Annotated in this window: 17 protein-coding genes and 1 riboswitch; of the genes, 4 read left to right on the forward strand and 13 right to left on the reverse strand. The window is 57.1% G+C overall.

From position 1 onward, the window contains the following. Nucleotides 1–20 precede the first annotated feature (20 nt). Nucleotides 21–1,415, forward strand: a complete 1,395-nt coding sequence (nhaA, locus tag HMPREF2854_RS07355) for a Na+/H+ antiporter NhaA (protein ID WP_070621004.1) — start codon at nucleotides 21–23, stop codon at nucleotides 1,413–1,415. Nucleotides 1,416–1,432: 17 nt separating this feature from the next. Here nhaA and HMPREF2854_RS07360 read toward each other — a convergent pair whose 3' ends face one another. From HMPREF2854_RS07360 to galT, 9 genes are all read right to left on the reverse strand, one after another. After that, the gene (locus HMPREF2854_RS07360) at nucleotides 1,433–2,398 is read right to left on the reverse strand and encodes a Ppx/GppA phosphatase family protein (RefSeq protein ID WP_306825755.1); all 966 of its coding nucleotides are present in this window, start codon (nucleotides 2,396–2,398) and stop codon (nucleotides 1,433–1,435) included. Then, a complete protein-coding gene (locus HMPREF2854_RS07365; RefSeq protein ID WP_070621006.1) occupies nucleotides 2,395–2,931 on the reverse strand; it encodes a DUF501 domain-containing protein in 537 nt (178 codons plus the stop codon). Before HMPREF2854_RS07365 ends, HMPREF2854_RS07360 begins: the two co-directional genes overlap by 4 nt. A gap of 3 nt (nucleotides 2,932–2,934) precedes the next feature. Further along, on the reverse strand, nucleotides 2,935–3,567 hold the full coding sequence (locus tag HMPREF2854_RS07370) for an FtsB family cell division protein (protein WP_083309455.1): 633 nt from the start codon (nucleotides 3,565–3,567) through the stop codon (nucleotides 2,935–2,937). A gap of 132 nt (nucleotides 3,568–3,699) precedes the next feature. Further along, nucleotides 3,700–4,980: a phosphopyruvate hydratase gene (gene eno, locus HMPREF2854_RS07375; RefSeq protein WP_070621010.1), complete on the reverse strand. Its 1,281-nt coding sequence runs from the start codon at nucleotides 4,978–4,980 to the stop codon at nucleotides 3,700–3,702. Between the two features lie 160 nt (nucleotides 4,981–5,140). Continuing rightward, complete coding sequence (locus HMPREF2854_RS07380) at nucleotides 5,141–5,665, reverse strand: hypothetical protein (RefSeq protein WP_070621012.1); 525 nt, start codon at nucleotides 5,663–5,665, stop codon at nucleotides 5,141–5,143. An 80-nt stretch (nucleotides 5,666–5,745) separates the two neighbouring features. Beyond that, the gene (mfd, locus tag HMPREF2854_RS07385; RefSeq protein WP_148130929.1) at nucleotides 5,746–9,339 is read right to left on the reverse strand and encodes a transcription-repair coupling factor; all 3,594 of its coding nucleotides are present in this window, start codon (nucleotides 9,337–9,339) and stop codon (nucleotides 5,746–5,748) included. Between the two features lie 24 nt (nucleotides 9,340–9,363). Continuing rightward, nucleotides 9,364–9,966: an aminoacyl-tRNA hydrolase gene (gene pth, locus HMPREF2854_RS07390; protein ID WP_070621016.1), complete on the reverse strand. Its 603-nt coding sequence runs from the start codon at nucleotides 9,964–9,966 to the stop codon at nucleotides 9,364–9,366. 82 nt (nucleotides 9,967–10,048) lie between these two features. After that, nucleotides 10,049–11,272 (reverse strand): galactokinase, encoded by a 1,224-nt coding sequence (galK, locus tag HMPREF2854_RS07395; protein WP_070621018.1) that lies wholly within the window; start codon nucleotides 11,270–11,272, stop codon nucleotides 10,049–10,051. Beyond that, entirely contained in the window at nucleotides 11,269–12,465 is a 1,197-nt protein-coding gene (gene galT / locus HMPREF2854_RS07400; RefSeq protein ID WP_070621020.1) for a galactose-1-phosphate uridylyltransferase, read from the reverse strand. Before galT ends, galK begins: the two co-directional genes overlap by 4 nt. Before the next feature lie 246 nt (nucleotides 12,466–12,711). Here galT and HMPREF2854_RS07405 point away from each other — a divergent pair, with 246 nt between their 5' ends. From HMPREF2854_RS07405 to HMPREF2854_RS07415, 3 genes are all read left to right on the forward strand, one after another. After that, nucleotides 12,712–13,254, forward strand: coding sequence for a 2'-5' RNA ligase family protein (locus tag HMPREF2854_RS07405; RefSeq protein WP_070621022.1), 543 nt, complete (start codon nucleotides 12,712–12,714; stop codon nucleotides 13,252–13,254). 150 nt (nucleotides 13,255–13,404) lie between these two features. Then, nucleotides 13,405–14,649 carry a YihY/virulence factor BrkB family protein gene (locus HMPREF2854_RS07410; RefSeq protein WP_261666686.1) on the forward strand — a complete coding sequence of 415 codons (1,245 nt, stop codon included), beginning with the start codon at nucleotides 13,405–13,407 and terminating at the stop codon, nucleotides 14,647–14,649. Nucleotides 14,650–14,718: 69 nt separating this feature from the next. After that, nucleotides 14,719–15,534 carry an exodeoxyribonuclease III gene (locus HMPREF2854_RS07415; RefSeq protein ID WP_034509368.1) on the forward strand — a complete coding sequence of 272 codons (816 nt, stop codon included), beginning with the start codon at nucleotides 14,719–14,721 and terminating at the stop codon, nucleotides 15,532–15,534. A 91-nt stretch (nucleotides 15,535–15,625) separates the two neighbouring features. Here the strand turns inward: HMPREF2854_RS07415 and HMPREF2854_RS07420 are convergent, their stop codons facing one another. From HMPREF2854_RS07420 to HMPREF2854_RS07435, 4 genes are all read right to left on the reverse strand, one after another. Next, nucleotides 15,626–16,513 (reverse strand): bifunctional methylenetetrahydrofolate dehydrogenase/methenyltetrahydrofolate cyclohydrolase, encoded by an 888-nt coding sequence (locus tag HMPREF2854_RS07420; protein ID WP_070621025.1) that lies wholly within the window; start codon nucleotides 16,511–16,513, stop codon nucleotides 15,626–15,628. Further along, nucleotides 16,510–17,799 carry a serine hydroxymethyltransferase gene (gene glyA / locus HMPREF2854_RS07425; RefSeq protein WP_070621027.1) on the reverse strand — a complete coding sequence of 430 codons (1,290 nt, stop codon included), beginning with the start codon at nucleotides 17,797–17,799 and terminating at the stop codon, nucleotides 16,510–16,512. Before glyA ends, HMPREF2854_RS07420 begins: the two co-directional genes overlap by 4 nt. A gap of 47 nt (nucleotides 17,800–17,846) precedes the next feature. Then, nucleotides 17,847–17,928: riboswitch (ZMP/ZTP riboswitch) on the reverse strand. A gap of 133 nt (nucleotides 17,929–18,061) precedes the next feature. After that, nucleotides 18,062–20,428: a YhgE/Pip domain-containing protein gene (locus HMPREF2854_RS07430; protein ID WP_070621029.1), complete on the reverse strand. Its 2,367-nt coding sequence runs from the start codon at nucleotides 20,426–20,428 to the stop codon at nucleotides 18,062–18,064. After that, nucleotides 20,428–22,965, reverse strand: coding sequence for a YhgE/Pip domain-containing protein (locus tag HMPREF2854_RS07435; protein WP_070621031.1), 2,538 nt, complete (start codon nucleotides 22,963–22,965; stop codon nucleotides 20,428–20,430). Before HMPREF2854_RS07435 ends, HMPREF2854_RS07430 begins: the two co-directional genes overlap by 1 nt. Nucleotides 22,966–22,979: the final 14 nt, after the last annotated feature.

The raw sequence follows: 22,979 nt of genomic DNA on the forward strand, positions 1-22,979 counted from the left end.
CTGAAAGAAAGGTAATCCGTATGTGGTCTGACGGCCGTAGAAGACCCGGCGTGAACCCTGACCCAAGTATTAAGCGCAGGTCAACACACAACCTGCCGGGAAATGTGGGAATGCAACGCCCCTTCGCCCTCTCTTCGTCGCAAATTAGGCGAATTGAACGAGAACGCAACGCCGCTAGACCACACGCGTTAAAGAGCGTCAAAGATCTGCCCAAGTCATTTGTTCGCTTCGTATCGGACGAGACGAAAGCGGGCATGCTCCTAGTGGTTGCGGCACTACTTGCGCTTGCTTGGGCAAACTCACCGATCGGCTTCATATACGAGGCCATGGCTAACTTCACCTTTGGCCCGCAGGCTTGGCACCTGCACTTGCCGATCTCCGCTTGGGCCGCAGATGGCGTTTTGACCATCTTCTTTTTCGTGGTTGGTCTTGAGCTGAAAACCGAGTTCGTAACCGGTGCACTTCGCGACATTCGCGAAGCAGCTCTGCCCATGCTTGCCGCAGTTTTTGGCATGGTAGGCCCTGCCGTGGTGTACCTGCTGGTGCAGATTTTTGCAGGTTCCGAGGCGTTCTCGGGGTGGGCAATCCCCGCGGCCACCGATATTGCGTTCGCAGTGGCGCTCCTCGGAGTGTTTGGCAAAGGCATGCCCCCTGCGGCACGCACCTTCCTACTCACCCTGGCTGTGGTTGACGACCTCCTCGCAATCATCATCATTGCTGTGGTTTACTCCACTGATCTGAATTTCATTGCCCTCGGCATTTCTTTGGCACTCATTGCCCTATTCGGGTTCTTGGTCCAGCGCCGCCACATGCACTGGTGGCTCCTGATACCGGTAGCAACAGTGGCGTGGGGCTTCATGCACGCATCCGGTGTGCACGCCACGATCGCGGGCGTAGCGATGGGCTTGCTGGTGCCCGCAGTCCGTAGGCACGGTGAGCCACAGTGGTCCCACCACCTGGCAGAAAAGATCAATCCGATTTCAGCAGGTCTGGTCGTTCCCTTCTTCGCATTCTTCGCAGCTGGCGTGAACGTTTCGGAATCTGGCGGCATTGTAGAGACGCTTGCCGACCCGGTAGCGATTGGCGTCTCCCTCGGCCTGCCAATCGGGAAGCTGCTGGGAATCGCGGGTTCCGTTTGGCTACTAACCAAGTTCACGCGTCTGCGCCTGGGTGCCGGTGTCGATATGCCCGACATTGCGGCCATTGCAATGCTTGCCGGCATTGGCTTCACCGTGGCACTACTGATCGCGGGGCTCGCATTCCCCGCCGATTCGGTTCACATTCCGCACGCCAAGATGGGCGTCATGATGGGTACTGCGATTGCGGCCATCGCGGGTGGTTACGCGGTGCACTACCGTGCTCACCTGCATGCACGCGGCGCGGCCGCAAACCGCTTGCGCGCGCTCTCCTCGTAATCTGCTTAGAGGATCAACTAGATAATCGACAGCGCGATTCCATCGAGGATGTCGTGCTCAGAAACCCAGTTGCCGCGTAGTTTCGGATTATCCGATGCTGCGCGGCAAACTATTTGCCGCCAAATGAGCGCGCCGCCACTAATGACGTCTTCGCGTCCAGCCGGCATGTAGGGCAGTCGCGCAAGCTCATCCACGCTGGCATTGATCATGTAGTCGCAGGAATCCACCATCTGCTGAAGACTAAAGCGCGACGCGTGCACGGCCTCTGGATCCCATTTTTTAAGCCCCAGGGCGTGGCAGGTAATGGTGGTAACCGTGCCGGCAACGCCAACTAGCGAGTTCACCTGAGTGAACGGCACGGCCGCTGCAGCCTTGTCAATCAAGCTGTCAATCCACGCTACGGCCCGGCTCGTATCCGGGTTTGGGGCTGCTATTTCGGGGAACTTCTCAGTGACACGAACCGATCCCATGTTCATGGAGATCGCGCCGAGCACGCCAGCTTCGGCAGAACCCGTCACGAACTCGGTGGATCCTCCCCCGATATCAATCACCATCACGGGGTTTTCAGCTTCGTGCAAGCTCGAGACCGCACCGGTGAACGAGAGCCCAGCTTCCTCGTTGCCCTCCACAACTTCTGGCTCAATCCCCACCGCGTCTTTAATAGCTGCGCGGAAGTCGTCACGATTGTGCGCATCGCGACTCGCAGACGTGGCCACAAATCGCAGTCTATTCACGCCAGCTTCACGGCAGATCTGCGCGTATTCCTTCGCCTGGTTAGCTGTGCGCGTAATCGCCGCCTCAGAGAGGTAGCCGGTACGATCCACGCCCTCCCCAAGCCGTACGATTTCCATTGTGCGCAGGTCGTCAACAAACGAGCCAGACTCCATGTGGCCAATCAGAAGCCTGATGGAGTTGGTACCACAATCAATGGCTGCCACCTTGCCGCCCTCGCGGCCCAAAAGCCACGGGAAGTCTTCACTCACGCGTCCGCTCCTTCAAAATCAGCGGGAGTTTGACCCGGCAGGCAGGAACACTTCTTCTGGTCCCACAGCCCCATCTCTTCTAACTTGGCAAGTGTCCAATCTCCAATCGGATTTACGCCCGGGCCAGCGGCAAGCGCGTGGCCAAGCAGGGCATGCAAACACTTCACGCGCTGCGGCATTCCTCCAGCCGAGAAACCACTTATCTCATCAACTTTTTCCACAGCGTCACGCGCCTCAATATAAGCGAGGTGGGCAGCGGCGTATTCGCTGCGCAACTGCTCGTCGTTTGCAAGGCACTCATTCAAATGCTCCATCCACTGATTGGACTCGAGAACGGAACACCCCTTAACGGCGGCGGGATGGGTCAAGTAGAACATGGTCGGAAAAGGGCTGCCATTTTCCAAGCGAGGAGCAGTTGCTACTACCAATGGAGCACCGCAAACACACCTGGCCACAATCCCTAAAACCCCGCGCGGCTCGCGCCCTAACTGAAGCTCAAGAATCTTCAGATCAATATCTTGCGTCTTATCCAACGCCTACTCCTCGTTTTTCTTTAAGCGCACCGACGGATCAAGACGAACCGGCTGATTCACATCATCGGCGGCATCCGCAGTATCAGCTACCACCAGGTACCAAGGCCGAGGCGGACCCTGATCCTCAACAGGCTTGGTATCTGCCATCCCATCCGCGATGCCGGGCGCGTCAAGCACTTGGTACTGCGTCTCCCCCGGCTGGACGTACTGTAGTCGCGCCCGCGCCTGTGAGGCTACGTACGACTTGTCGCCCCACCGGTCCAGCTGATCTTGCAGCTCGGCGTTAGTCTGCTTCGCTTGCTCGATTTGGATTAGAACCGAACGATACTCACGCTGCTGGGCCCACCACTGGTGAAGTGGTTGTGTTACGCCCAAAAGAGCAACTACTAAAGTCAGAGTCAAGGCGAACGCTTTGAGCGACACCTTTCGCTCCGCAGCGGGAGCCTCTGCCGTTTTGGTGACGCTAGTCTTTCTTGCCCGCGAACGCGGCCTGCTACTTCCCGCTGACGAGTGCGGCCGCGCCCCCTTTCGCGCGATACCGGTGGGATTGGATTGCGAGGTAGCTTTCTTCGCGCCGCTCCCCATGCCTTTAGGCATGGTTGGACGACGAACTCCGCTAACCCTACGCTCACTCATGCCTCTAGTTTTACAAAACTTAAGCGAAGTTGGCTAAACCGCGCCGGCGGCGGGTGAAACAAAAGAGACGGGGCCCGAAGGCCCCGTCTCGATGCTCTATCAGCTAGCGGTTAAACCACTTGCTGTAAAGAGTTAGAAGTTCGCGCGTGGGAAAGCGCTGCGGCCAGCGTAAACCGCTGCGTCAGCAAGCTCTTCCTCAATACGCAGAAGCTGGTTGTACTTAGCAACGCGCTCAGAACGAGCCGGAGCACCGGTCTTGATCTGACCGGAGTTCGTTGCAACAGCGAGGTCAGCAATCGTGGTGTCCTCGGTCTCACCGGAGCGGTGCGAGGTCATCGACTTGAAGCCCGCACGGTGTGCAGCCTCAACAGCGTCAAGCGTCTCGGTGAGGGTACCAATCTGGTTTACCTTCACGAGCAGAGCGTTAGCGGCGTGCTCCTTAATGCCGCGCGCAAGACGAGCCGGGTTCGTTACGAACAGGTCGTCACCAACCAGCTGCACCTTGTCACCAATCTCGCTCGTAATCTTGACCCAAGAATCCCACTCGTCCTCAGACAGCGGATCCTCAATCGAAACTAGCGGGTACTGTGCAAGTAGCTTCTCGTAGTACTTCACCATGAACTCGGTGTCGCGACCCTCGCCCTCAAGCATGTACTTGCCATCCTTGAAGAACTCGGTAGAAGCGACGTCAAGAGCAAGAGCGACGTCCTTGCCCGGCTTATAGCCAGACTTCTCGATTGCCTCAATAATGAGGTCGAGTGCAGCTGCGTTCGACTCCAGCGACGGCGCGAAACCGCCCTCGTCGCCAAGACCGGTGGAAAGACCGCGGCCCTTAATGACGCCCTTGAGAGTGTGGTACACCTCAGCACCCCACTGGAGGGCCTCGCGGAACGAACCTGCACCAATCGGAGCAATCATGAACTCCTGAATGTCAACGTTCGTGTCAGCGTGCGAACCACCGTTGAGGATGTTCATCATCGGAACGGGCAGGACGTGCGCGTTCGGGCCACCAACGTAGCGGTACAGCGGCAGGCCAGCCGACTCTGCAGCAGCCTTAGCAACAGCCAGCGAAACACCAAGAATGGCGTTAGCACCAAGCTTGCCCTTGTTGTCCGTACCGTCGAGATCAATCATGATCTCATCGATCAGGCGCTGCTCAGTGGCGTCTTCATCGATCAGCTCTGGAGCAATAACGTCAGTTACTGCCTCAACTGCATCCTCGACACCCTTGCCCATGTAGCGGTTGTCGTCACCATCGCGACGCTCAACGGCCTCAAATGCGCCGGTAGAAGCACCCGACGGAACGGCTGCACGCGAAACGGTGCCGTCGTCAAGCAGAACTTCAACTTCAACAGTCGGGTTGCCACGAGAGTCAAGAATCTCGCGAGCACCAATGGCCTCAATGTGTGCCATGTTTTTCTCCTTCTATAGATCCGGTAATGTCGCGGACTATTTTTAACGAGTTATCGTTCCCTCAATAGGGTTTTGCAGACCGTCTGCATTCCCCTTAGGTCTAGGTTGAAGATCAGCGGGGTGTAAGTCCTGTGAGGGCCCTGCCGATGCTTCTTAAAACTTACTGTTGTGGCGGGAGTACAACGCCCTGCAGATTCGGCGCGTACACAGCGTTGTTCTCATCTAACGCCCCGTACCTCGGGTTGAGCTCAATGTCCTTGCCCTTCTGGACCTCAGCCATTTCCTGCGCCAACACCTGCTGATCCACTTTGCCCTGCAGGAGCACCAAAAGCTGGTTGACACGTACAACGCCAACGGCAGCCGCATTAGCCGGCTCGCCGGGAGACTGCACCGAGGCCAGCGCATTACGGGCGTCTTCATCTGAGAACTCAACGCCATGCTGGTTTGCAACCTCGCGAACTGCCTCCCCTTGCGCCAACACATAAACCACGCCTGCAGTTGGGAACTGCTGGCCGCTGATTTGCGAAAGCTGTTGGGCAGCCTCGCTCACTTCGTCTTCCGTATAGGTGGTTCCGTCGATATTCAGCGCCACACCCGGCTGGGCGGAACAGGCTGCGAGAGCAACCGTTGCCAAAACTGTGCCGGCGCCAACTACAATGCGTTTCCATGTTGACTTAAGTGTCACGGTTACGCGTCCTTTCGTTTTCAACCATCTGGTACAGATTCTACGCTGTTTCCCTTAACATTTTCTTGCCCCTACCTGGGTTAACCTTTAGATTCGGGCGAGTAATCAACGATTGTCTGCAAAAAGTTTTGCGTCCAATCAAGTAGTTCCTGGTCCACAATGGCCGGGCCACCAAGTTTTTTGGACTTAGGAGCAGGCACCAGAATCTGGCGAACAGCCCCCTTAATTATCGAACCCGGGTACAGTCGCTTTAGCCGCAGAGCTTGAGAATCACGCAACTCCACGGGAGAAAATCGAATGTAACGCCCCTGCGCCACGATCTCTTTAATACCGAGGTCGCGTGCATACTCGCGCAATCCAGAGATAGCGAATAGCAGCAACACCTGCTCGGGGATTTTCCCGTAGCGGTCCACAAGCTCTTCGCGCAGGTCATGAGCCTCCTCGGGTGAACGCAACGCTGCAATTTTTGCGTACGTTTCGAGGCGAAGCTGCTCACCCTCAATGTAACCCGGTGGAATGTGCGCGTCGACGGGGATTTCGATGCGCATCTCTTCACGTTTCGGAGGCTGCCCATCGCGATAGGTTGCCACGGCGTCAGCAACCATACGCACGTAAAGATCGAAGCCTACGCCCGCAATGTGTCCGGACTGTTCACCACCCAGCAGGTTGCCGGCGCCGCGAATCTCCAAGTCCTTTTGCGCCACCGCGATGCCCGCGCCCAGATCGGTGTTAGCCGCAATCGTTGAAAGTCGCTCATGTGCGGTCTCGGTCAGAACCTTGTCTGCCGGGTACAAGAAGTACGCGTATCCCCTATCGCGTCCGCGTCCCACACGGCCTCGTAGCTGGTGAAGCTGCGACAGTCCCATTGCGTCCGCACGATCCACGATGAGCGTGTTGGCGTTAGAAATATCCAAACCGGTTTCAATAATCGTGGTGCATACGAGGACGTCGAACTCGCGATTCCAAAAGTCCACGATTACCTGCTCTAACTGAGCTTCAGCGAGCTTTCCATGCGCAATACGAACCCGCGCCTCGGGCACGAGCTCTTGAATGTGATCAGCGATCTTGCCGATATCTTCCACGCGGTTATGCACGTAGAACACCTGACCATCACGCAGAAGCTCACGTTTGATTGCGGCACTAACCTGCTGGTCTGAATATGCCCCCACAAACGTAAGGATTGGGTGGCGCTCCTCTGGCGGGGTGGCCAGGAGCGACATTTCACGGATGCCTGTGATTGCCATTTCGAGAGTACGAGGAATAGGCGTGGCTGACATCGACAAAACGTCCACGTCGGTGCGCATCTGCTTCAGAGTTTCCTTGTGCTCAACCCCAAAACGCTGCTCCTCGTCAATGACAACGAGACCGAGGTCCTTGAAGCGGACCGAACCTGTAAGCAGGGAATGAGTTCCAATCACAACGTCGATCTGGCCGGTGCGCAGACCTTCGCGAATGCGCTCCCCCTCGGCCGCGCTAGTGAAACGAGATAGGGCCGCAACATCTACGGGGAAGCCCGCATAACGTTGCTGGAATGTCTCCAGATGCTGCTGAACCAAGAGGGTGGTGGGCACGAGGACAGCCACTTGCTTGCCGTCTTGCACTGCCTTGAACGCGGCTCTAACCGCGATTTCAGTCTTGCCGTAGCCCACATCACCGCCAAGCAGACGATCCATAGGGATCGGCTTTTCCATGTCCGCTTTGACCTCGTCGATCACGGTCAGCTGATCCGGCGTCTCCACGTACGGGAACGCGTCCTCAAGTTCGCGCTGCCACGGCGTATCGGGGGAGAACGCGTAGCCCTTCGCGGACTTACGCGCGGCGTAAAGACGAACCAGCTCTCCTGCGATTTCCTTAACAGCCTTACGCGCCTTGGCCTTAGTTTTCGCCCATTCAGCCCCGCCCATTTTGGACAGCTTCGGCTGATCCGAACCCGAATACTTAGAAACTTGATCCAGCTGATCGGTTGGAACGTACAGACGGTCCCCAGGCTGGCCGCGGCGGGTGGGCGCGTACTCGATTAGCAGGTAGTCACGCGTCACAGCCTCTTCGCCGCGTCCAATGGTACGCGAAACCATTTCAATGAACTTGCCAATACCGTGCTGCTCATGGACGATGAGGTCGCCCTTTTCTAGCGTCAGCGGATCAATGCCTTTGCGCCTGCGCGCCGGCATTTTTCGCATTTCCGCGGTCGACGAGCCCGCCTTGCCCGTCAGATCAGTCTCGGTAACAACCGCAACCTTCAGTTCCTCAGCTACAAATCCCGGCCCTGAGCCGGCGGCCAGCACTTCGATTACGCCTGGCTCTAGCCCCTCGGACACCGCCTCGACTATTTTTGCGGGCACAAATGCTTCGTTTAGCACCGCTGTAATACGTTTAGCCGGGCCCGGCCCATCCGTGGTTACAACCAGTTTCCAGCTGTCTTTTTGAAGTTTCCCAAGGTCAGAGGCGGCCTGGTCAATCTTGCCGCGATACGGCTTTACGTCACGAGCGCCCACCTGCATGAGGCTCGGCGTCACGACAATCGAAGCGTGCGCCGACGGCGCGTCGGTAAGCGCGTCGGCCAATTCCATTGGAGCAAGAGTGGAAATCTCTGCCCACCCAAAGCCGCGTTTGCGCGCAAGCGAGCGCATTTGCGTCAATGTTTTGAACGACGCGTTGCCGGCCTGAAGCGGAATCTCACCACCGGCCGCGGCGCCTGTCCAGGCGGCCTCCAAGAACTCTTGCGTAGTGGCAACGAGGTCTTCGGTGCGCGATTCAACGCGTTGCGGCTCGATGATAACCACCTGCGAATCGGCGCCAACGAGATCCAGCACGGTTTCCATGCCGCCTACGAGGATGGGGCTGAGCGACTCCATGCCTTCCACGTTGATGCCTTCGCTGATAAGCTCCAGCATCTGGCCCGCGCCCGGTAGCTTCGCGACGGCCTCGCGCGCGCGTTCGCGCACATCGTCGGTTAGCAAAAGTTCACGAGCAGCCGGCGCCCACAGACCCTCTTTAGCTGCGCCAACCGCGCGCTGATCTGCAATTGAGAAGTAGCGGACGTCGTCAACCTCATCGCCAAACATTTCGATACGAGTCGGATACGGATCAATGGGCGCAAATACATCGAGAATCCCGCCGCGAACGGCCATTTCGCCGCGCTTTTGCACCACTTCCGTGCGCTCGTAACCCAGATTCATGAGGCGGTTAGCCAGGCTTTCAAAATCAACGGTGTCGCCCACTCTAAGCCGCACGGGCTCCAGGTCCCCAAGACCGGAGATCACCGGTTGCAAGAATGCGCGTAGCGGCACAAGCAGCACTCTGATGGCGCCGGTTCGCGAGCCAACTTCGCCCTCGGGGTGCGCCAAGCGCCGCATGACCGCAACCCTGCGGGCCATCGTGTCCCGCTGCGGGCTGAGCCTCTCGTGCGGTAGGGTTTCCCAGCTGGGCAACACCTCCACTCCGTCGATATATCCGCGCAGGTGGGTGGCCAGTTCTTCCGCGTCCCGGCCGGTAGCTGTTACCACAACCAGCGGCCTTGCCCCCTCCTGCAGTGCCGCTTTAGCAAGCAGAGGAGCCCGCACTCCAGCTGCGGCAATGACCGTGGGGTTGCCCCCTTCGTTCAGGGCAAGGGCGGCAGCGGCAAGCGCCTCGTCACCATCAAGAGCGCTAAGTAGACCGCGAAGTTTTTTCAAAACAGCTCCTTGCATGAAACCGGACTAGGCCGTATGCAGTTTTTGTTGCGCCTGTTCAAAACCGAGGGTAACCACATCCTCGATCGCATCCGCAGCCAAGCGGACAGTTACCGCCCATTCATCCAGGTCTTTCTTAGGGAAATCCGAAAGCACGAACGCTGCCGCGTCCATTCGCCCAGGCGGGCGGCCCACGCCAAAGCGCAACCGGTTGTAATCCTTCGTGCCAATCAGCTGCGAGATTGAGCGGAGCCCGTTGTGTCCGCCCTCGCCACCACCTCGTTTAAGGCGAAGAACGTGCGGTTCGATGTCAAGCTCGTCGTGCACAACCAGCAGGTGGTCCGGCTTTATCCCATAAAACTGCATGAGTTTCGATACCGCGTTGCCCGATAGATTCATGTACGAGTCGGGGTATGCAAGAATCGCGGCCGGCCCGGGCCTGCCTCCCGAAAGCATCCCAATACGCGCATTTGCTACATACGCGCCAGCGCGGTGCTTACTGAACGTTGCGCCGGCATTGTCAGCTACCGCATGGAGCACAATGCGACCCGCGTTGTGCAGATTGTTTTCGTATTTTGGACCCGGATTACCCAAACCAACAATAAGCCACTGATTCGCTGTTTCTTGCACGCCCCCACTCTACCAACTCACGCGGTGCGGGAATTTCACGAGGGGGCAGAACAAAACGAACACACCAATAGACCGCGTTGACCTAGTTGGCTGGCGCCGATGGCTTTGCATGCAGGAAGTGCGGCTGATTAAAGCCTTCCTTCGCGAACCGTTTGGTGATGGCATCCATGACCGCGCCGGCCTGGTGCTTTCGAACCAGCGCAATCGCTGATCCGCCAAATCCGCCACCTGTCATGCGAGCCCCCACAGCTCCGTTCTCAAGCGCCGTTTCCGCAGCGATGTCCAGTTCAGGAACCGTGACCTCGTAGTCATCGCGAAGCGATTCGTGCGATGCCGTCATGAGCGAACCGATCTGGTCCAACCGCTCATCCATCAATGCTCCGTCCTCGAGGAGCTCAACGAAGTCGAGCGTGCGTGCCGTTTCAGTGATGACGTGGCGAGCGCGCTTTTGTTCCTCTTCGCTGAGGGCGGACAGATCCGCATCGCGGGCCAAGCTAGCGAGGTAGTCCACGCCGAGCTTCTGCGCCGCTGCCTCGCAGGTGGCGCGACGGTTCGCATACTGACCATCTGCCAGGCGGTGTGGTGCCCGCGTGTCAATGACCAGCATCTCCAGACCAACGGATTCGAGGTCAAATGGAATGTGCCTGATGGAGGCATCTTTCGAATCAAGCAGAATCACTGCTCCGGCACGGCACCGCATCGACGCAGCCTGATCCATTCCACCGGTTGGAGCGCCAGCAATCTCGTTTTCAGCGCTAATGCAGGCCTCAACCAGTTCTTTACGCCCCTTCTTAGTGGTCATCATCGAAACCCAGTTTTCGGTCTGCGCCATGAGAGCATCCCAGGCAACAGCAACCGCACACTCAAGCGCCGCAGAAGATGAAAGGCCCGCACCAAACGGCACGCAAGAATCGATTGCGAGGTCGAGGCCAGGCATCTTGCCCCTCCCCTGCTGTTCAAGAGCCCAGGCAACTCCCACCACGTAGGCCGGCCAGCCCTCAACGGGGTTCTTCGAATCATGCGTATCGACCTCGTCGAGGTTAACCTCTCGCACGCCCTCCTCCTGTGCGGACACCAGGCGAACAATCCGGTCATCACGCTGACTTACCGCGGCATAGGTGCGGTGTGGAAGCGCCATAGGAAGCGCGAAACCACCGTTGTAATCGGTGTGCTCACCAATCACGTTCACGCGCCCAGGCGCCGAGTGGAGGGCCTCCGGACTGTAACCGTAGGAGCGCTCGAAAAGCTCGGTGACTTTGCGCGTGCCCTCTTCAAGAGTCCATGACTCCATCACGATGTTGCTCATTTTTCGTAGACCTCCCGTAGACGATCTGCAATTTTTTCTGGCGTGGTGTCAGAAATCCACGCGCCCATCCCCGATTCGGAACCGCCCAGATACTTCAACTTGCCGGGCGCGCGCTGGATCGAATGCAACTGCATGTGCAAGCGCATAAGTTCGCGCTCCTCCCCCACGGGCGCCTGGTGCCAAGACATCACGTAGGGAATCTCCAGGTAGGCCTTCTGGCCATCTTCCTCGACCTCAAAGAACTTGTTCCCCGCCTTCAGCATACGAATGTAAAGGTGGGCAAGTTCCTCACGCTCTTCATCGGTAAGCTCATAAAGCGCCTTCACATCACGCTTGGGCATCAGATGCATTTCAACCGGCCAACGCGACGCCGCAGGCACATAAAGCACCCAATGCTCAGTTTCATCGACGATCCTGCGACCGCTACGTAATTCGGCGGCGAGGACATCGCTCAGCAGATCTTTGCCCGTGTTCTCCCGGTACTGTTTGGCCTGACGGATCATAGTTGCCGTGCGAGGCGTGATGTAAGGGTAGGCGTAGATTTGCCCGTGCGGATGATGCAAGGTCACGCCGATTGCTTCACCGTGGTTCTCAAAGCAGAACACCTGCTTAATGCCATCTATCTTTTCGAGCTCCTGCGTGCGGTCTGCCCAAGCCTCGATGACTGTGCGCATGCGGGTTGGCCCCATGTCCACAAGATTGCGATTCAGGTCAGGGCCAAAACAGATGACCTCACACCGACCAGCGGCCGGAGCCACCTTCCAAATGCTCTCTCCATCCAGGTCACTAACCTCCATGGTTTCGCCCGGAATCTGCATGAGCGAGGGGAAACGATTCTCAAACACTACGACGTCGTAGTCGGTATCGGGGATCTCACCGTCCTGATAGGCGGCACCCGGACGTGCCGGGGCGAGCGGGTTCGCATCTGCTGGAGGCAGGAACGTGCGGTTCATGCGGTGCGTTGCGATAACCACCCATTCACCTGTTAGCGGATCCAAGCGCATCGTTGGCCCGGTTACCGGTTTCTCATTGCCATCCTCATCCTTGACTGGCGCGAACCTATCTTGCAGGGGCCTTGGATCATCCAAACGGCGAGTCTTCTCACCGCTGACGTAAGGTTCCGAATCATCGAAGTAGAAAAAGTCGCGACCATCAGCCAGCTTCGTAGCAGTTTTACGAACGCGAGCAGTCATCAGCACTCCCAACAGTGTTTTCGTATTTATTAACCTCCTAAAGCCTACCCCTCAAGAAGCTTTTCTGACGCTGTTCCTTGAGCTGTCTTTTTCCTTCCATTTACCTATCAAGGCCTTTGCATCGGCACATTTTCGCGCAAACTAGCTGTTCAACTACTTCTTCCGCCCGCGCAAAAATGAATACCTCCCGCCGCTTGTGATAGTAATAATCCGTAAACAGGCGACTATGCGTGGCAAGGAATAAGTATGTACCTTCCCTCCTGCGGGACCGACGAGGAACTCATCGGCATACTCGTAGCAGTTCCCGAGCCACTTGCAGGCGACATTGACGCACTTCGCACCCGCCTCAACTTAGATACTGCAAACAGTACCGCGCCGCACATCACTCTTGTGCCACCTACTCCCGTGAAGCGGGCCGACCGCGAGCGCATCATGCATCAACTGGGAGAGGTTGCCGCGAAACGCGCGCCTTTCCGGATTTGTCTGCGGGGAGCGGGGTCGTTCCGCCCGGTATCGCCAGTGTCTTTCATTAATATCGCTGCTGGTGGCGAGGCTCTGGCCGCCCTCGAGGACGAGATCAGCGAAGCCCTAGATCTTCCGCCCGCACGTTTCCCCTTTCACCCGCACGTGACGCTCGCCCACGTTGAGCACGAGGAAACGTTGGATGTAGCCGAGAAACTCGCCGAGGATTTCGAGGCGGAGTGGGTTGCAAGCGGCTTCAGGTTGGACCGTGTGGGCGCCGATGGCGTGTACCATTCCCAGGCATTGTTTAGTTTTACTGCCGGCTAGATTCACGCGCTACGAACCCGCCTCGTGAGCAATTGGGCACATAACCACGACTGCAAGTGGGTTTGGGAAAGCCGCGGCGCAGATTTTCGGGTAGTTTCGAGCTGTAGACGATTCCGCGCTGGATAGGACAGACGAAATATGGCGAAATCCGTGCTCGATCAGCCAGTAGAAGTTTTGGCACCAAGAGCTCCCGATGCTCCAAACCTGTACGGCCCCACTTTGCAAGAGGCCAAAGAGGCCGACGGGATAGTGGCCAAGGTAATGGGGCTCATGGATTGGTACAACCATTCTCGCGTTGGGCGGGGCATGCGCCGCTACACGCTAAAGCGCGGAAATCTATTGGCCGGCGGTGTCTCTTACACTTCGCTGTTTTCCATTGCGGCGGCACTAACCGTTGGGTGGACGATTTTCATGTACTTCCTGGGCGGCAACGATCAGCTTCGCGAGGCCGTGTTGCATGCCCTTGAATCGGCCATGCCTGGCCTTATCGACACCGGCGATGGCACCGGCATGATCGACCCGGATTCACTCATTCAGACGAATGTTTGGTCTGTCACCGGCATAGTGGGTCTAGTAGTGCTTGTGTTTTCAGCATCGAAAACCATGGACGCGCTGAAAATGTCGCTGTGGTCGATGTTCGGAATCGTACGCCTGCCAAATAGTGCGGTAGCGATCAAGATCCGCGACTTGTTTGGATTCGCGGTCCTGGGCATTGGCGTGCTTGCCACTGCCGCTCTCGGAATCATGATGAACACGGTCGGCTCGTGGTTTATTGACCTGTTGAATATCGAAGGGGCAGCCGGGCGCATCCTTTTGAATATGGCTACCCTGCTTGCCGCTTTTGTGGTGGACACTCTTTTGGTGATTGCTCTGGTGCGCGTCACTGCAGGCGTTCGGGTTCCTAGCCGCGATCTGTGGATCGGCGCGGCTGTTGCGGGTGTTGGTTCGGCTATTTTGCGGTATCTGGGAACCAGCGCGGTTGGTTCCGTAGCTGACAACCCTTTGCTTGCCGCCTCGGCAGCCCTGGCCACCCTCATGCTGTGGGTTAACCTCATCGTGCGCCTGTTGCTTATGGTTGCCGCGTGGATGGCCAACCCGTTCTACGCGGAGTTCCCGCAGGATCAAAAGTACGTACACGGTGATAGCACACCTAACTACGTCACCATGACAGAGCCCGATACCCTCGATTGGCCGCATAATCCCCTCACGGGTGACATCGCGTTTGACCCGCGTGAAGATCCGGAATCTTACGAAACCGTCCTGGAGGACGAGGTCTGGCATTCGCCGCGCGCCAAGTGGTTGCGCGTTCGTATTGAGAGCGCGGAGGCCAAAGCCCAAAAGTATCGCGACGAACTTTTAGCTATGGGCCAGCGCCAGCAGGTGGGCGAAAAGTAGGGCCCGCTACCGCACGTGTTAAACAGAACTTTAAGTAATGCTACGCGCTGAGATTTTGAAAGTAGGACAATGACCTTCTCGCTAGCTTCGATCAACGTTAATGGAATTCGCGCCGCGGTTAAACGCGGCATGAAGGATTCCCTGGCGGACACTAAGCCCGATGTGATCGCGTTGCAGGAGGTGCGCGCGGCAAGCGCAATCACCACCGACCTGCTGGAAGATTGGGAGCTACTCAACTTCGAATGCGAGATTAAGGGGCGCGCCGGTGTAACCATCGGGGTTCGCCGTGACTCCCACGTAAAGCTCCTGCCCGAAACCGCCCGTTTTGGCGCCCATCCGCAAAATAGTGAGGCAGTGGCTGTAGATACAGGCCGTTGGCTCGAAGTGGACGTACAGGACGGAGATCAAACTGTACGTATTGTCTCCGCCTACTTGCATTCGGGCGAAGTAGGTACGGAAAAGATGGATCAGAAGTATGCTCACCTCGATCTCGTTACCAGCCGTATGAGCGAACTGCGCGAGCTACCCAACGTGATTATCACGGGCGACCTAAACATCGTTCATACCGAGCTCGACATCAAGAACTGGAAGGGCAACCACAATAAGACAGCTGGCGTGCTCGACTCCGAAATCGCGTACGTGGACCGCTGGATTGAATCGGGTTGGGTTGACGTTGCCCGGCAGCTAACCGGCCCCGTGCAGGGCCCATACACTTGGTGGTCATACAGGGGCAAGGCGTTCGACAACGATGCGGGTTGGCGCATCGACTACCACCTGGCCAGCCCCGCGATGGCTCAGCGCGCTCAAAGCGTGCACGTGGACCGTGCGGTCGATTACGCCTCCCGGTACTCCGATCACGCTCCCCTGCGCATCATTTACAGCTAAGCGCCTAAACTGCGCACGAAAAAGTCGCCCCCACTTGGGGGCGACTTTTTGTCTAGATTTTCGAGGGCGCTGCCGCCTCAGCGATTATCCGCTAAAGCCTTTCAGCGGCTTCAACTACGTTGGCGAGCAGGAGGGCGCGAGTCATCGGCCCCACTCCTCCAGGGTTGGGAGACAGGGCCGAGGCAACCTCATCAACACCATCTGCAACGTCACCGGCCAGGCGCGCTTTGCCATCGACTTCAACGCGGGAAACCCCTACGTCAAGAACCACGGCGCCCGGCTTCACCATGTCCGGGGTAATAATTCCCGCGGCACCGGTGGCGGCAACCACCACGTCAGCTCGGCGGACCTTGCCGGCAAGATCCTGCGTGCCCGTGTGGCAGAGCGTGACGGTTGCGTTCACGTACTTGCGGGTAAGTAGCAAGCCGATGGAGCGACCCACGGTTACGCCGCGCCCCACTACAACCACGTCTTTACCTGCCAGATCTATACCTGCGCGTTCAACGAGTTCGATGACTGCCCGCGGCGTGCACGGTAGGGGCGAATCGATTTCTTCCGATACACGAAGCACCAGACGTCCCAGGTTCATGGGGTGTAGGCCGTCTGCGTCTTTCGCCGGGTCAATGGCCTCCAAAATCCGGTTGGTATCCACACCCTTGGGCAGCGGAAGCTGCACGATGTAGCCCGTGCACGAATCGTCAGCATTGAGGCGCTCTACCGCGGCCAGAATGTCGGCCTCAGTAGAATCACCGGGCAAATCCACGCGGATAGATTCGATCCCCACCTCTTGGCAATCGCGATGCTTTCCCGCAACGTAGGTTTGTGAGGCCGGGTCATCGCCCACCAGGATCGTGCCAAGCCCGGGCACAACGCCGCGAGTACGCAAAGCCTCCACGCGCTCGCGCAGTTCAGTTTTGATCTGCGCTGCCGTAGCTTTTCCGTCTAGGACCTTGGCTTGGCCGTCCCAGGGCGCCCTCACTTGTCAAGGCCTTCGTAGAGCGGGAATGCATCAGTTAGGGCCCTCACTCGGGCGTGTAGGCCCTCAACGTTTACGTCACCGCCCGATGCGCCCTGCACGAGGGTGGTGGCGATGATGTCCGCAACCTCCTCGAACTCCTTGGCGCCAAAACCGCGGGTAGCAAGCGCGGGAGTGCCGATTCGCAGACCGGACGTGACTCGCGGAGGGCGCGGGTCAAACGGCACAGCATTGCGGTTCACGGTGATACCAACCGCGTGGAGCAGATCTTCGCCCTGCTGACCGTCGAGATTCGAATCGCGCATATCAACGAGAACGAGGTGCACGTCGGTACCGCCGGTAACTAGCGAGATGCCAGCGTTCTTCACATCGTCTTGGAGCAGTCGATCAGCGAGGATCTTAGCCCCCTCGAGTGTGCGCTGCTGGCGCTCCTTAAATTCTTCGCTCTGCGCGATCTTCATAGCAACAGCCTTGGCAGCAACCACATGCATGAGCGGGCCGCCCTGCTGCCCGGGGAATACCGCGGAGTTAATCTTCTTGCCGAGCTCCTCATCGCGAGACATGATCATGCCGGAGCGCGGACCACCAATGGTCTTGTGCACCGTGGTGGATACGACGTCCGCAAATGGAACGGGGTTCGGGTGCAGGCCGGCGGCAACCAGGCCGGCGAAGTGCGCCATGTCTACCCACAGGTATGCTCCGACCTCATCGGCAATCTCGCGGAACTTCGCAAAGTCGAGGACGCGCGGGTACGCGGACCAGCCGGCGATGATGACCTTGGGCTTAACCTCGAGGGCAATCTCGCGGACCTCATCCATCTCAATGCGCATGGTCTCTTGGTTCACGTGGTAGAAGTGCGGTTCATACAGGCGGCCCGAGAAGTTGATTCTCATGCCGTGAGTCAGGTGGCCACCGTGATCCAGTGAGAGGCCAAGAATACGATCGCCAGGCTGGGCGATTGCGGCTAGAACCGCCGCGTTTGCCTGCGAGCCCGCGTGAGGCTGCACGTTCACGTAAGCAGCACCAAAAACCTCTTTCGCACGTTCAATCGCGAGGTTTTCTGCGACGTCTACAAATTCGCACCCCCCGTAGTAGCGGCGGCCAGGATAACCTTCCGCATACTTGTTGGTAAGGACGGAACCCTGCGCTTCCAAAACTGCCTTGGGCACAAAATTCTCAGACGCGATCATTTCTAGGGTTTCACGCTGGCGCCCCAGTTCATCATCAAGAACCTTTTGGATCTGTGGATCCACCTGCGCTAGGGACTGCAAGAGTTGAGATGTTGCCATGAGTTCTCCTATTTAGGTTTGTCTTCCAAACACCAAGTGTTTTGATGATCCTTGACCCAGGCGGGCGGCCGTTGAATCCCAAAGACGCTCCCCGGTGGTGGTCCACCTGCGCCAGTCGCGTCATCGTTTCAAACATAGCGCAAAACGCGCGCGGGCGGGGTGCCCGTCCTCTTTTCGAACACTTTTGCAAACAGCTAGTTTTTAGGCTCGAGGAAATGGCTAACACTCACGATTACTTCCGCGAGCGCGAGGAGGGCGCCCCCTACATCACCTTGGTTTTTTCAACCTCTTTAGTCATCTTCTCGATATTGCCGGCAATCGCATGACGGAACACGAGGCCAATGAGCAGGTTGGGAATGATGAACAGCAGGATCATGGCGAGGTTTTGTACGAAGTCGCCCGCGTAAATGCCGGCCACTGCTGAACGCATGAGGTTGATCGCGTAAGTTGCGGGAAGCCACGGGCTAATGTTTTGGAACCACTGGGGTAACAGTTCAAGTGGGTATGCTCCTCCGGCAGCAGAAATCTGGAGCACAAGTAGCACTACCGCTATCGCCTTGCCCGCATTGGACAGTGATATCACCAGCGTGTACACGATATTTGTAAAAACGGTAGAGATTACCCATCCGGCAAGCATCAGCAGGAAGGGGTGCGCCGGTTCAATCTCAACGATCACGATCAGACCGCCCATCAGCAATGTTGATTGCGCCATGCCGATCAGCCAGAACATGACGTAGCGTCCCAAGTATTCTTGCGCTCCCGTAAATGCCGGCTTACGTGCGTGCTTCACCGTCTTCCTTGCCTTGTCGTCTGAGCTATCGCTAGCCTGGGTTCGATCAGCCGCTTCATTATCATCGACCGATTCGTCGTCGCGAACCTCCTCGGCGTTTTCGGGCTCCTCGAGTTCACCAGAATCTTCTAGTTCTTCCTTTGCCTCTGCGTCATCATCTGAATCGTCAGCATCACTGCTTTCCACGCTTTCCAAGTAGCGTTTGCCCACGTTCTTAGATACGTCCGTACGCAAGAAAACACCAGCCAGTAGCGCGCCCACCCACAGCGCAATCACAGTGAATAGAGGCGCCATACCCACTCCGAAAGACGCCACTGGGAATACAGGCGTGCGATCCACGGCTACGGGCGATGACAATAGGCGGGCAAAACCCTGCGGGTCGGCGCCAAGCGCTTTGGCGATTTGGCTCGTATCTGCACCGGAGCTGGCCTCACGAACCTGCTCGTTAGCCTCGTTCAGGCGTTTAACACTCTCGCGCATACTCTGCGCCGTTTTTGAAAGCGATTGCGCCGCGCGATCCATTCCCGCGATGAGGCCACCCGCACTCTCTGATAGGTCGGACTGCACTGCCTGCATGTAGGAGCGGAAAACCGCCGCGTTCTCTCCAGCTGATTCGAGGCTGGATCGCAAGCTGTCGATTTGTGGCTGCAGGTTCTTTGAAAAGCTATCGTGAGCCGCGCTGATTGCACCGGCGGCTTCTTCAATAGCCTTACGCGCAGCCTCTTTAGAATCCGAATCGCTAGACCTACCTGCACGCAGATCCTTTGATATCTGACCTAAGCGGTCTGAAAGGCTTTGTTGCCGCGCAATCGCCGTATCAAGATCAGCCAGAAGGTCGTCCCCGTCCGGTCCTAAAACTTGGGCGAGCTTGTCCCTCGTCTGCTTGAACCCGTCTATCTGCTTATCGAGCATGGCACGTAGCTGATCAACCGCATCCGCGCTACTCTGCGCGGTCTCGTCAGCCGAGTTCAGCAAAGTATCCAGACGAGATTCAACTTTTTCAATGTTGGAGGATGCCTGGTTCAGCGATTCACTTAACCCGGCGGAAAGCCCAGCGAAAGGATCGGCCATCCCACTGCTTGAATCGAAAGAAGTACCGGTGGCCTCATCGAACGATTCCTGGATGCCCGCAGCTAAATCGCGAGTTCCAGTAGCCAGCGGGATCGTAGAGCCAATCAGCGCAGAAAGGGAATCTACTGTGTCAGCGCCCGCATTTAACTGCGCGGCCAGCGACTCCAGGCGATTACCTAACCGATCCAATGTGGCCTGCGTTTGCGCATCATCCAGATACGCAGAAACGTCCTCGGCCATACCCACTGCCACTTCGGCTAGGGCTTGCGAAAACGTGGTGTTGATCTGCGCGGTTACCCCCTGCGCCCCTTGCGTGGTTAGGTTCGCGGAAAGTGGATTCTTCTTCTCGTTGGTGTACAGCGTGATGTTGGCAGGCTTTGCCCCGCCCGCGTAGAACGTAAACATCGAGGTGGAGAAGTCATCAGGTAGCACAATTGCCGCGTAGTATTCACCCGACCTCGTGCCCTCAAGCGCCCTGTCCTCACTGGTTAATATCCAGTCAAGCTGATCGTTAGTGGCGAGCTCTTTCATCACGATGTCGCCCACGTTCACGTTCATTCGCAGCACTTCGCTGTTGTATCCCTTATCCGTGCTGGCCACAGCGATTTGAAGGCGATCAGAGTTAGAGAATGGGTCCCACGTTGCAAGCACGTTAAACCACGTGAAGAACAGGGGAACGCTGATGAGGATCACTACGAAGATCTTCGCCATCACCGAAGAGTTGATCTGGCGCAGGTCATCACGCGCAATAAAGAAGATCTGTTTCATCACCGCGCCTCACCTTCGGCATACTCCCGCTCCGCCTCACTACGGGGGCGCGCTAGACTGTCAAACAGTTCATCTTCACTCAGGTGCGATAGGTCATTTGCACGCTGGAGGGAGCTCCTTAGCCCCTCGGTGGCAACAAGCGCGCCTATGATTACCAGGCCCCAAACGGCGACGAGGCCAAGCAAAGCTGATTTGCTTGCAGCGGTCAGGCTCGAAACCAGGCTCAACGCTACGAATCCTAAGATGCCTACTATGGTTAGACCGTTGATTAACAGGCGATAATGCGAGTTGAAACGTTCTTGACGGTAAGCGATCCGGTTGGCAAATTCCTTGCGGTTTGAGAGCAACGCAATAATGTTACTGAGCCGGTATACCGAACCTTGTAGCTGCACGTCCTCGTTAACTACCAGTTCGGTGCGAGCCAGATCGTTGTAGAACAACTGCGTGAAATAGCCCAGGTGACGCCGGCCCAAGAAGCCGAGTAGTAACGCTGAAGTGCTCATGAGTAGCAGGATTGCCATGAGGCGCCAGTAGTGTCCGGCGTAAAACCCGCCAATGGTTTCTCGCATGGCATCAATGCCGTAAGAAAATGGCAACAAAGGATACAGGCCACGGAAGAAGCCAGGCATAAGCTCAATGGGATAAATGCCTGAAGCTCCCGGAATCTGCAAGACCACCAATAGAATTGCGAGGGCACGTCCCACATGGCTGAGTGCCGCCGCGAGCGCGTAGATTATGGAAAAGTATATCGGCCCGATCAGCGTAGCAGTTGCAATAAAAGCCAGCGCATTCGCGGTTTGCACCCCAATCATGAGGCTACCGACGCTCACTATCAGCCCCTGCCCCATCGACAGCGCTCCTGAAAGCATGAAACGCCCTATGTACGCCGAGCGCAATGGGAGCCAGTCGAACCCTTCCTTATCGACTTCCACCCGGAAGATGATTACGAGGATGAGGCCACCGATCCACATCGAGAGGTTGATGAACATCGCAGCCATGCCCGAACCGTAGGAATTAACTTTGAAGACGGCCTGCTGGTCAAACTCCACGGGAGATGCCAAGTAGCGCCCGATATTTCGCGCATCCAGGCCAATCACCGTCTCAAGTGTGCCCGATTGTATGGCAGTGGCAAGTGTTGCCACATCGGTTTGGGCCACTCGAACAGAGCCCGCAAGGCCATCCAAATTCCCCTTGGCCTGCGTCAGTACTTCTTGGGTGGCACCAATCTGTTCTTCTACCCCGTCAACGAGGGAGAGCACCTGGGTAAGCGATGCCCGCGTGGTGGTGATAGCCGAGTCGATTCCACCCAGGCGTGCAGAGAGATCGGTTACCTGCGCGGTCAGTTCACTAACTGCTTGACCGGCGAGTTCTTGCGTTTTGTTAGTAATGCCCTGCGTAGCCGAAAGTGCGTCATTGAAAGATTGAACCAGCTGGTCAAGATCCTTGGCAGCCGCCGTAGCGCCCTTACCGGATTGATTTACCTTATTCAGCAGGTCTTGGGCATCATCAAGACGCGCATTAAGCTCCTGCGCCGCGTCTTGCGTGGCCGGGATTTGCTCAAGAATCGCCACGCGCTCACGAACAGCGTCAAGCGAAGTATTTGCACGGTCAATGCCGCCTTGAAGCTGAGGCTGTATCTCATTTAGCCGAGCCGTGGCATTAGACACCGCAGCCGTAGCAGATGCCGAAGACTGATTTAACGCCTGCTGGGCACTCGCGCTGGCTTTACCTGCAGACACGGCAAAACTCTGCGCATCCGATACGACGGTTCCCAAAATCGTCTGCGAATCAGTCAGCGCGCCTGATATGTCAGCAAGAGCCGGATCTGCAGCCGCAAGCGCACCGCGCACGCTCCCCATGGTCTGTAGCGATTCGGTTAGGGATGCGCCAGCCGCATCGAGGGTTACCTTCGCCTCCTCAAGGTCTTTCTCCACGCCTCCTAAAGCGCCAAGCGCGCTACTTTCTGCACTATTGATATTTGTAGAAATTTTCAGGCTTCCATCGCGCAGTCCTTGCACGATCGCCTGCCCCACCTGCTTGCGGAAAGTGGAAGTTATTTGAATATCGAGTTCGTTGGCACCCACGTCAGTGATTTTCGGCGCTATCGCGCCCTTCTTCTCATTGACCAAATACTCGATTGTGGGTTGGTTGCGTTCACCGGAGAAAATATCGACGAGGTCGTCGCTAAAGCTGGCCGGGATAATGAACGTGGCGTATACGTCGCCAGCTCTAATACGGTCTGTAGCTACGGCTTCTTCGAGAAACTGCCAACCTAGCTGATCATTTTTCGAAAGCTCTTCAACGATCAGATCACCAACATTGATCTTCCCGGTGAGATCAGAACTGGTTCCCACGTCATTATTCACTACCGCAATCGGTAAGTTCTCCGTAGCCACATAGGGGTTCCAAAACGCCAGAATATTTAGCCACGAATAGAGAGCTGGCATCACGAGGATGCCAATCACGATTATGAGGGAGCGCGGGACAGCAAAAATGCGCTTGATGTCCCTGACGAATACCCGCCAGCTATCGTTCATCCACCCAATAATAG

Source organism: Actinomyces sp. HMSC075B09 (genome assembly GCF_001812395.1).
Classification (GTDB): Bacteria; Actinomycetota; Actinomycetes; order Actinomycetales; family Actinomycetaceae; genus Gleimia; species Gleimia europaea.

Coding starts and splice junctions, on each gene's coding strand:
- HMPREF2854_RS07430 (WP_070621029.1), bottom strand. CDS start 20,428: ATGAAACAGATCTTCTTTATTGCGCGTGATGACCTGCGCCAGATCAAC.
- galK (WP_070621018.1), bottom strand. CDS start 11,272: ATGAGCAACATCGTGATGGAGTCATGGACTCTTGAAGAGGGCACGCGC.
- HMPREF2854_RS07415 (WP_034509368.1), top strand. CDS start 14,719: ATGACCTTCTCGCTAGCTTCGATCAACGTTAATGGAATTCGCGCCGCG.
- eno (WP_070621010.1), bottom strand. CDS start 4,980: ATGGCACACATTGAGGCCATTGGTGCTCGCGAGATTCTTGACTCTCGT.
- HMPREF2854_RS07370 (WP_083309455.1), bottom strand. CDS start 3,567: ATGAGTGAGCGTAGGGTTAGCGGAGTTCGTCGTCCAACCATGCCTAAA.
- nhaA (WP_070621004.1), top strand. CDS start 21: ATGTGGTCTGACGGCCGTAGAAGACCCGGCGTGAACCCTGACCCAAGT.
- HMPREF2854_RS07435 (WP_070621031.1), bottom strand. CDS start 22,965: ATGAACGATAGCTGGCGGGTATTCGTCAGGGACATCAAGCGCATTTTT.
- HMPREF2854_RS07405 (WP_070621022.1), top strand. CDS start 12,712: ATGTACCTTCCCTCCTGCGGGACCGACGAGGAACTCATCGGCATACTC.
- glyA (WP_070621027.1), bottom strand. CDS start 17,799: ATGGCAACATCTCAACTCTTGCAGTCCCTAGCGCAGGTGGATCCACAG.
- galT (WP_070621020.1), bottom strand. CDS start 12,465: ATGACTGCTCGCGTTCGTAAAACTGCTACGAAGCTGGCTGATGGTCGC.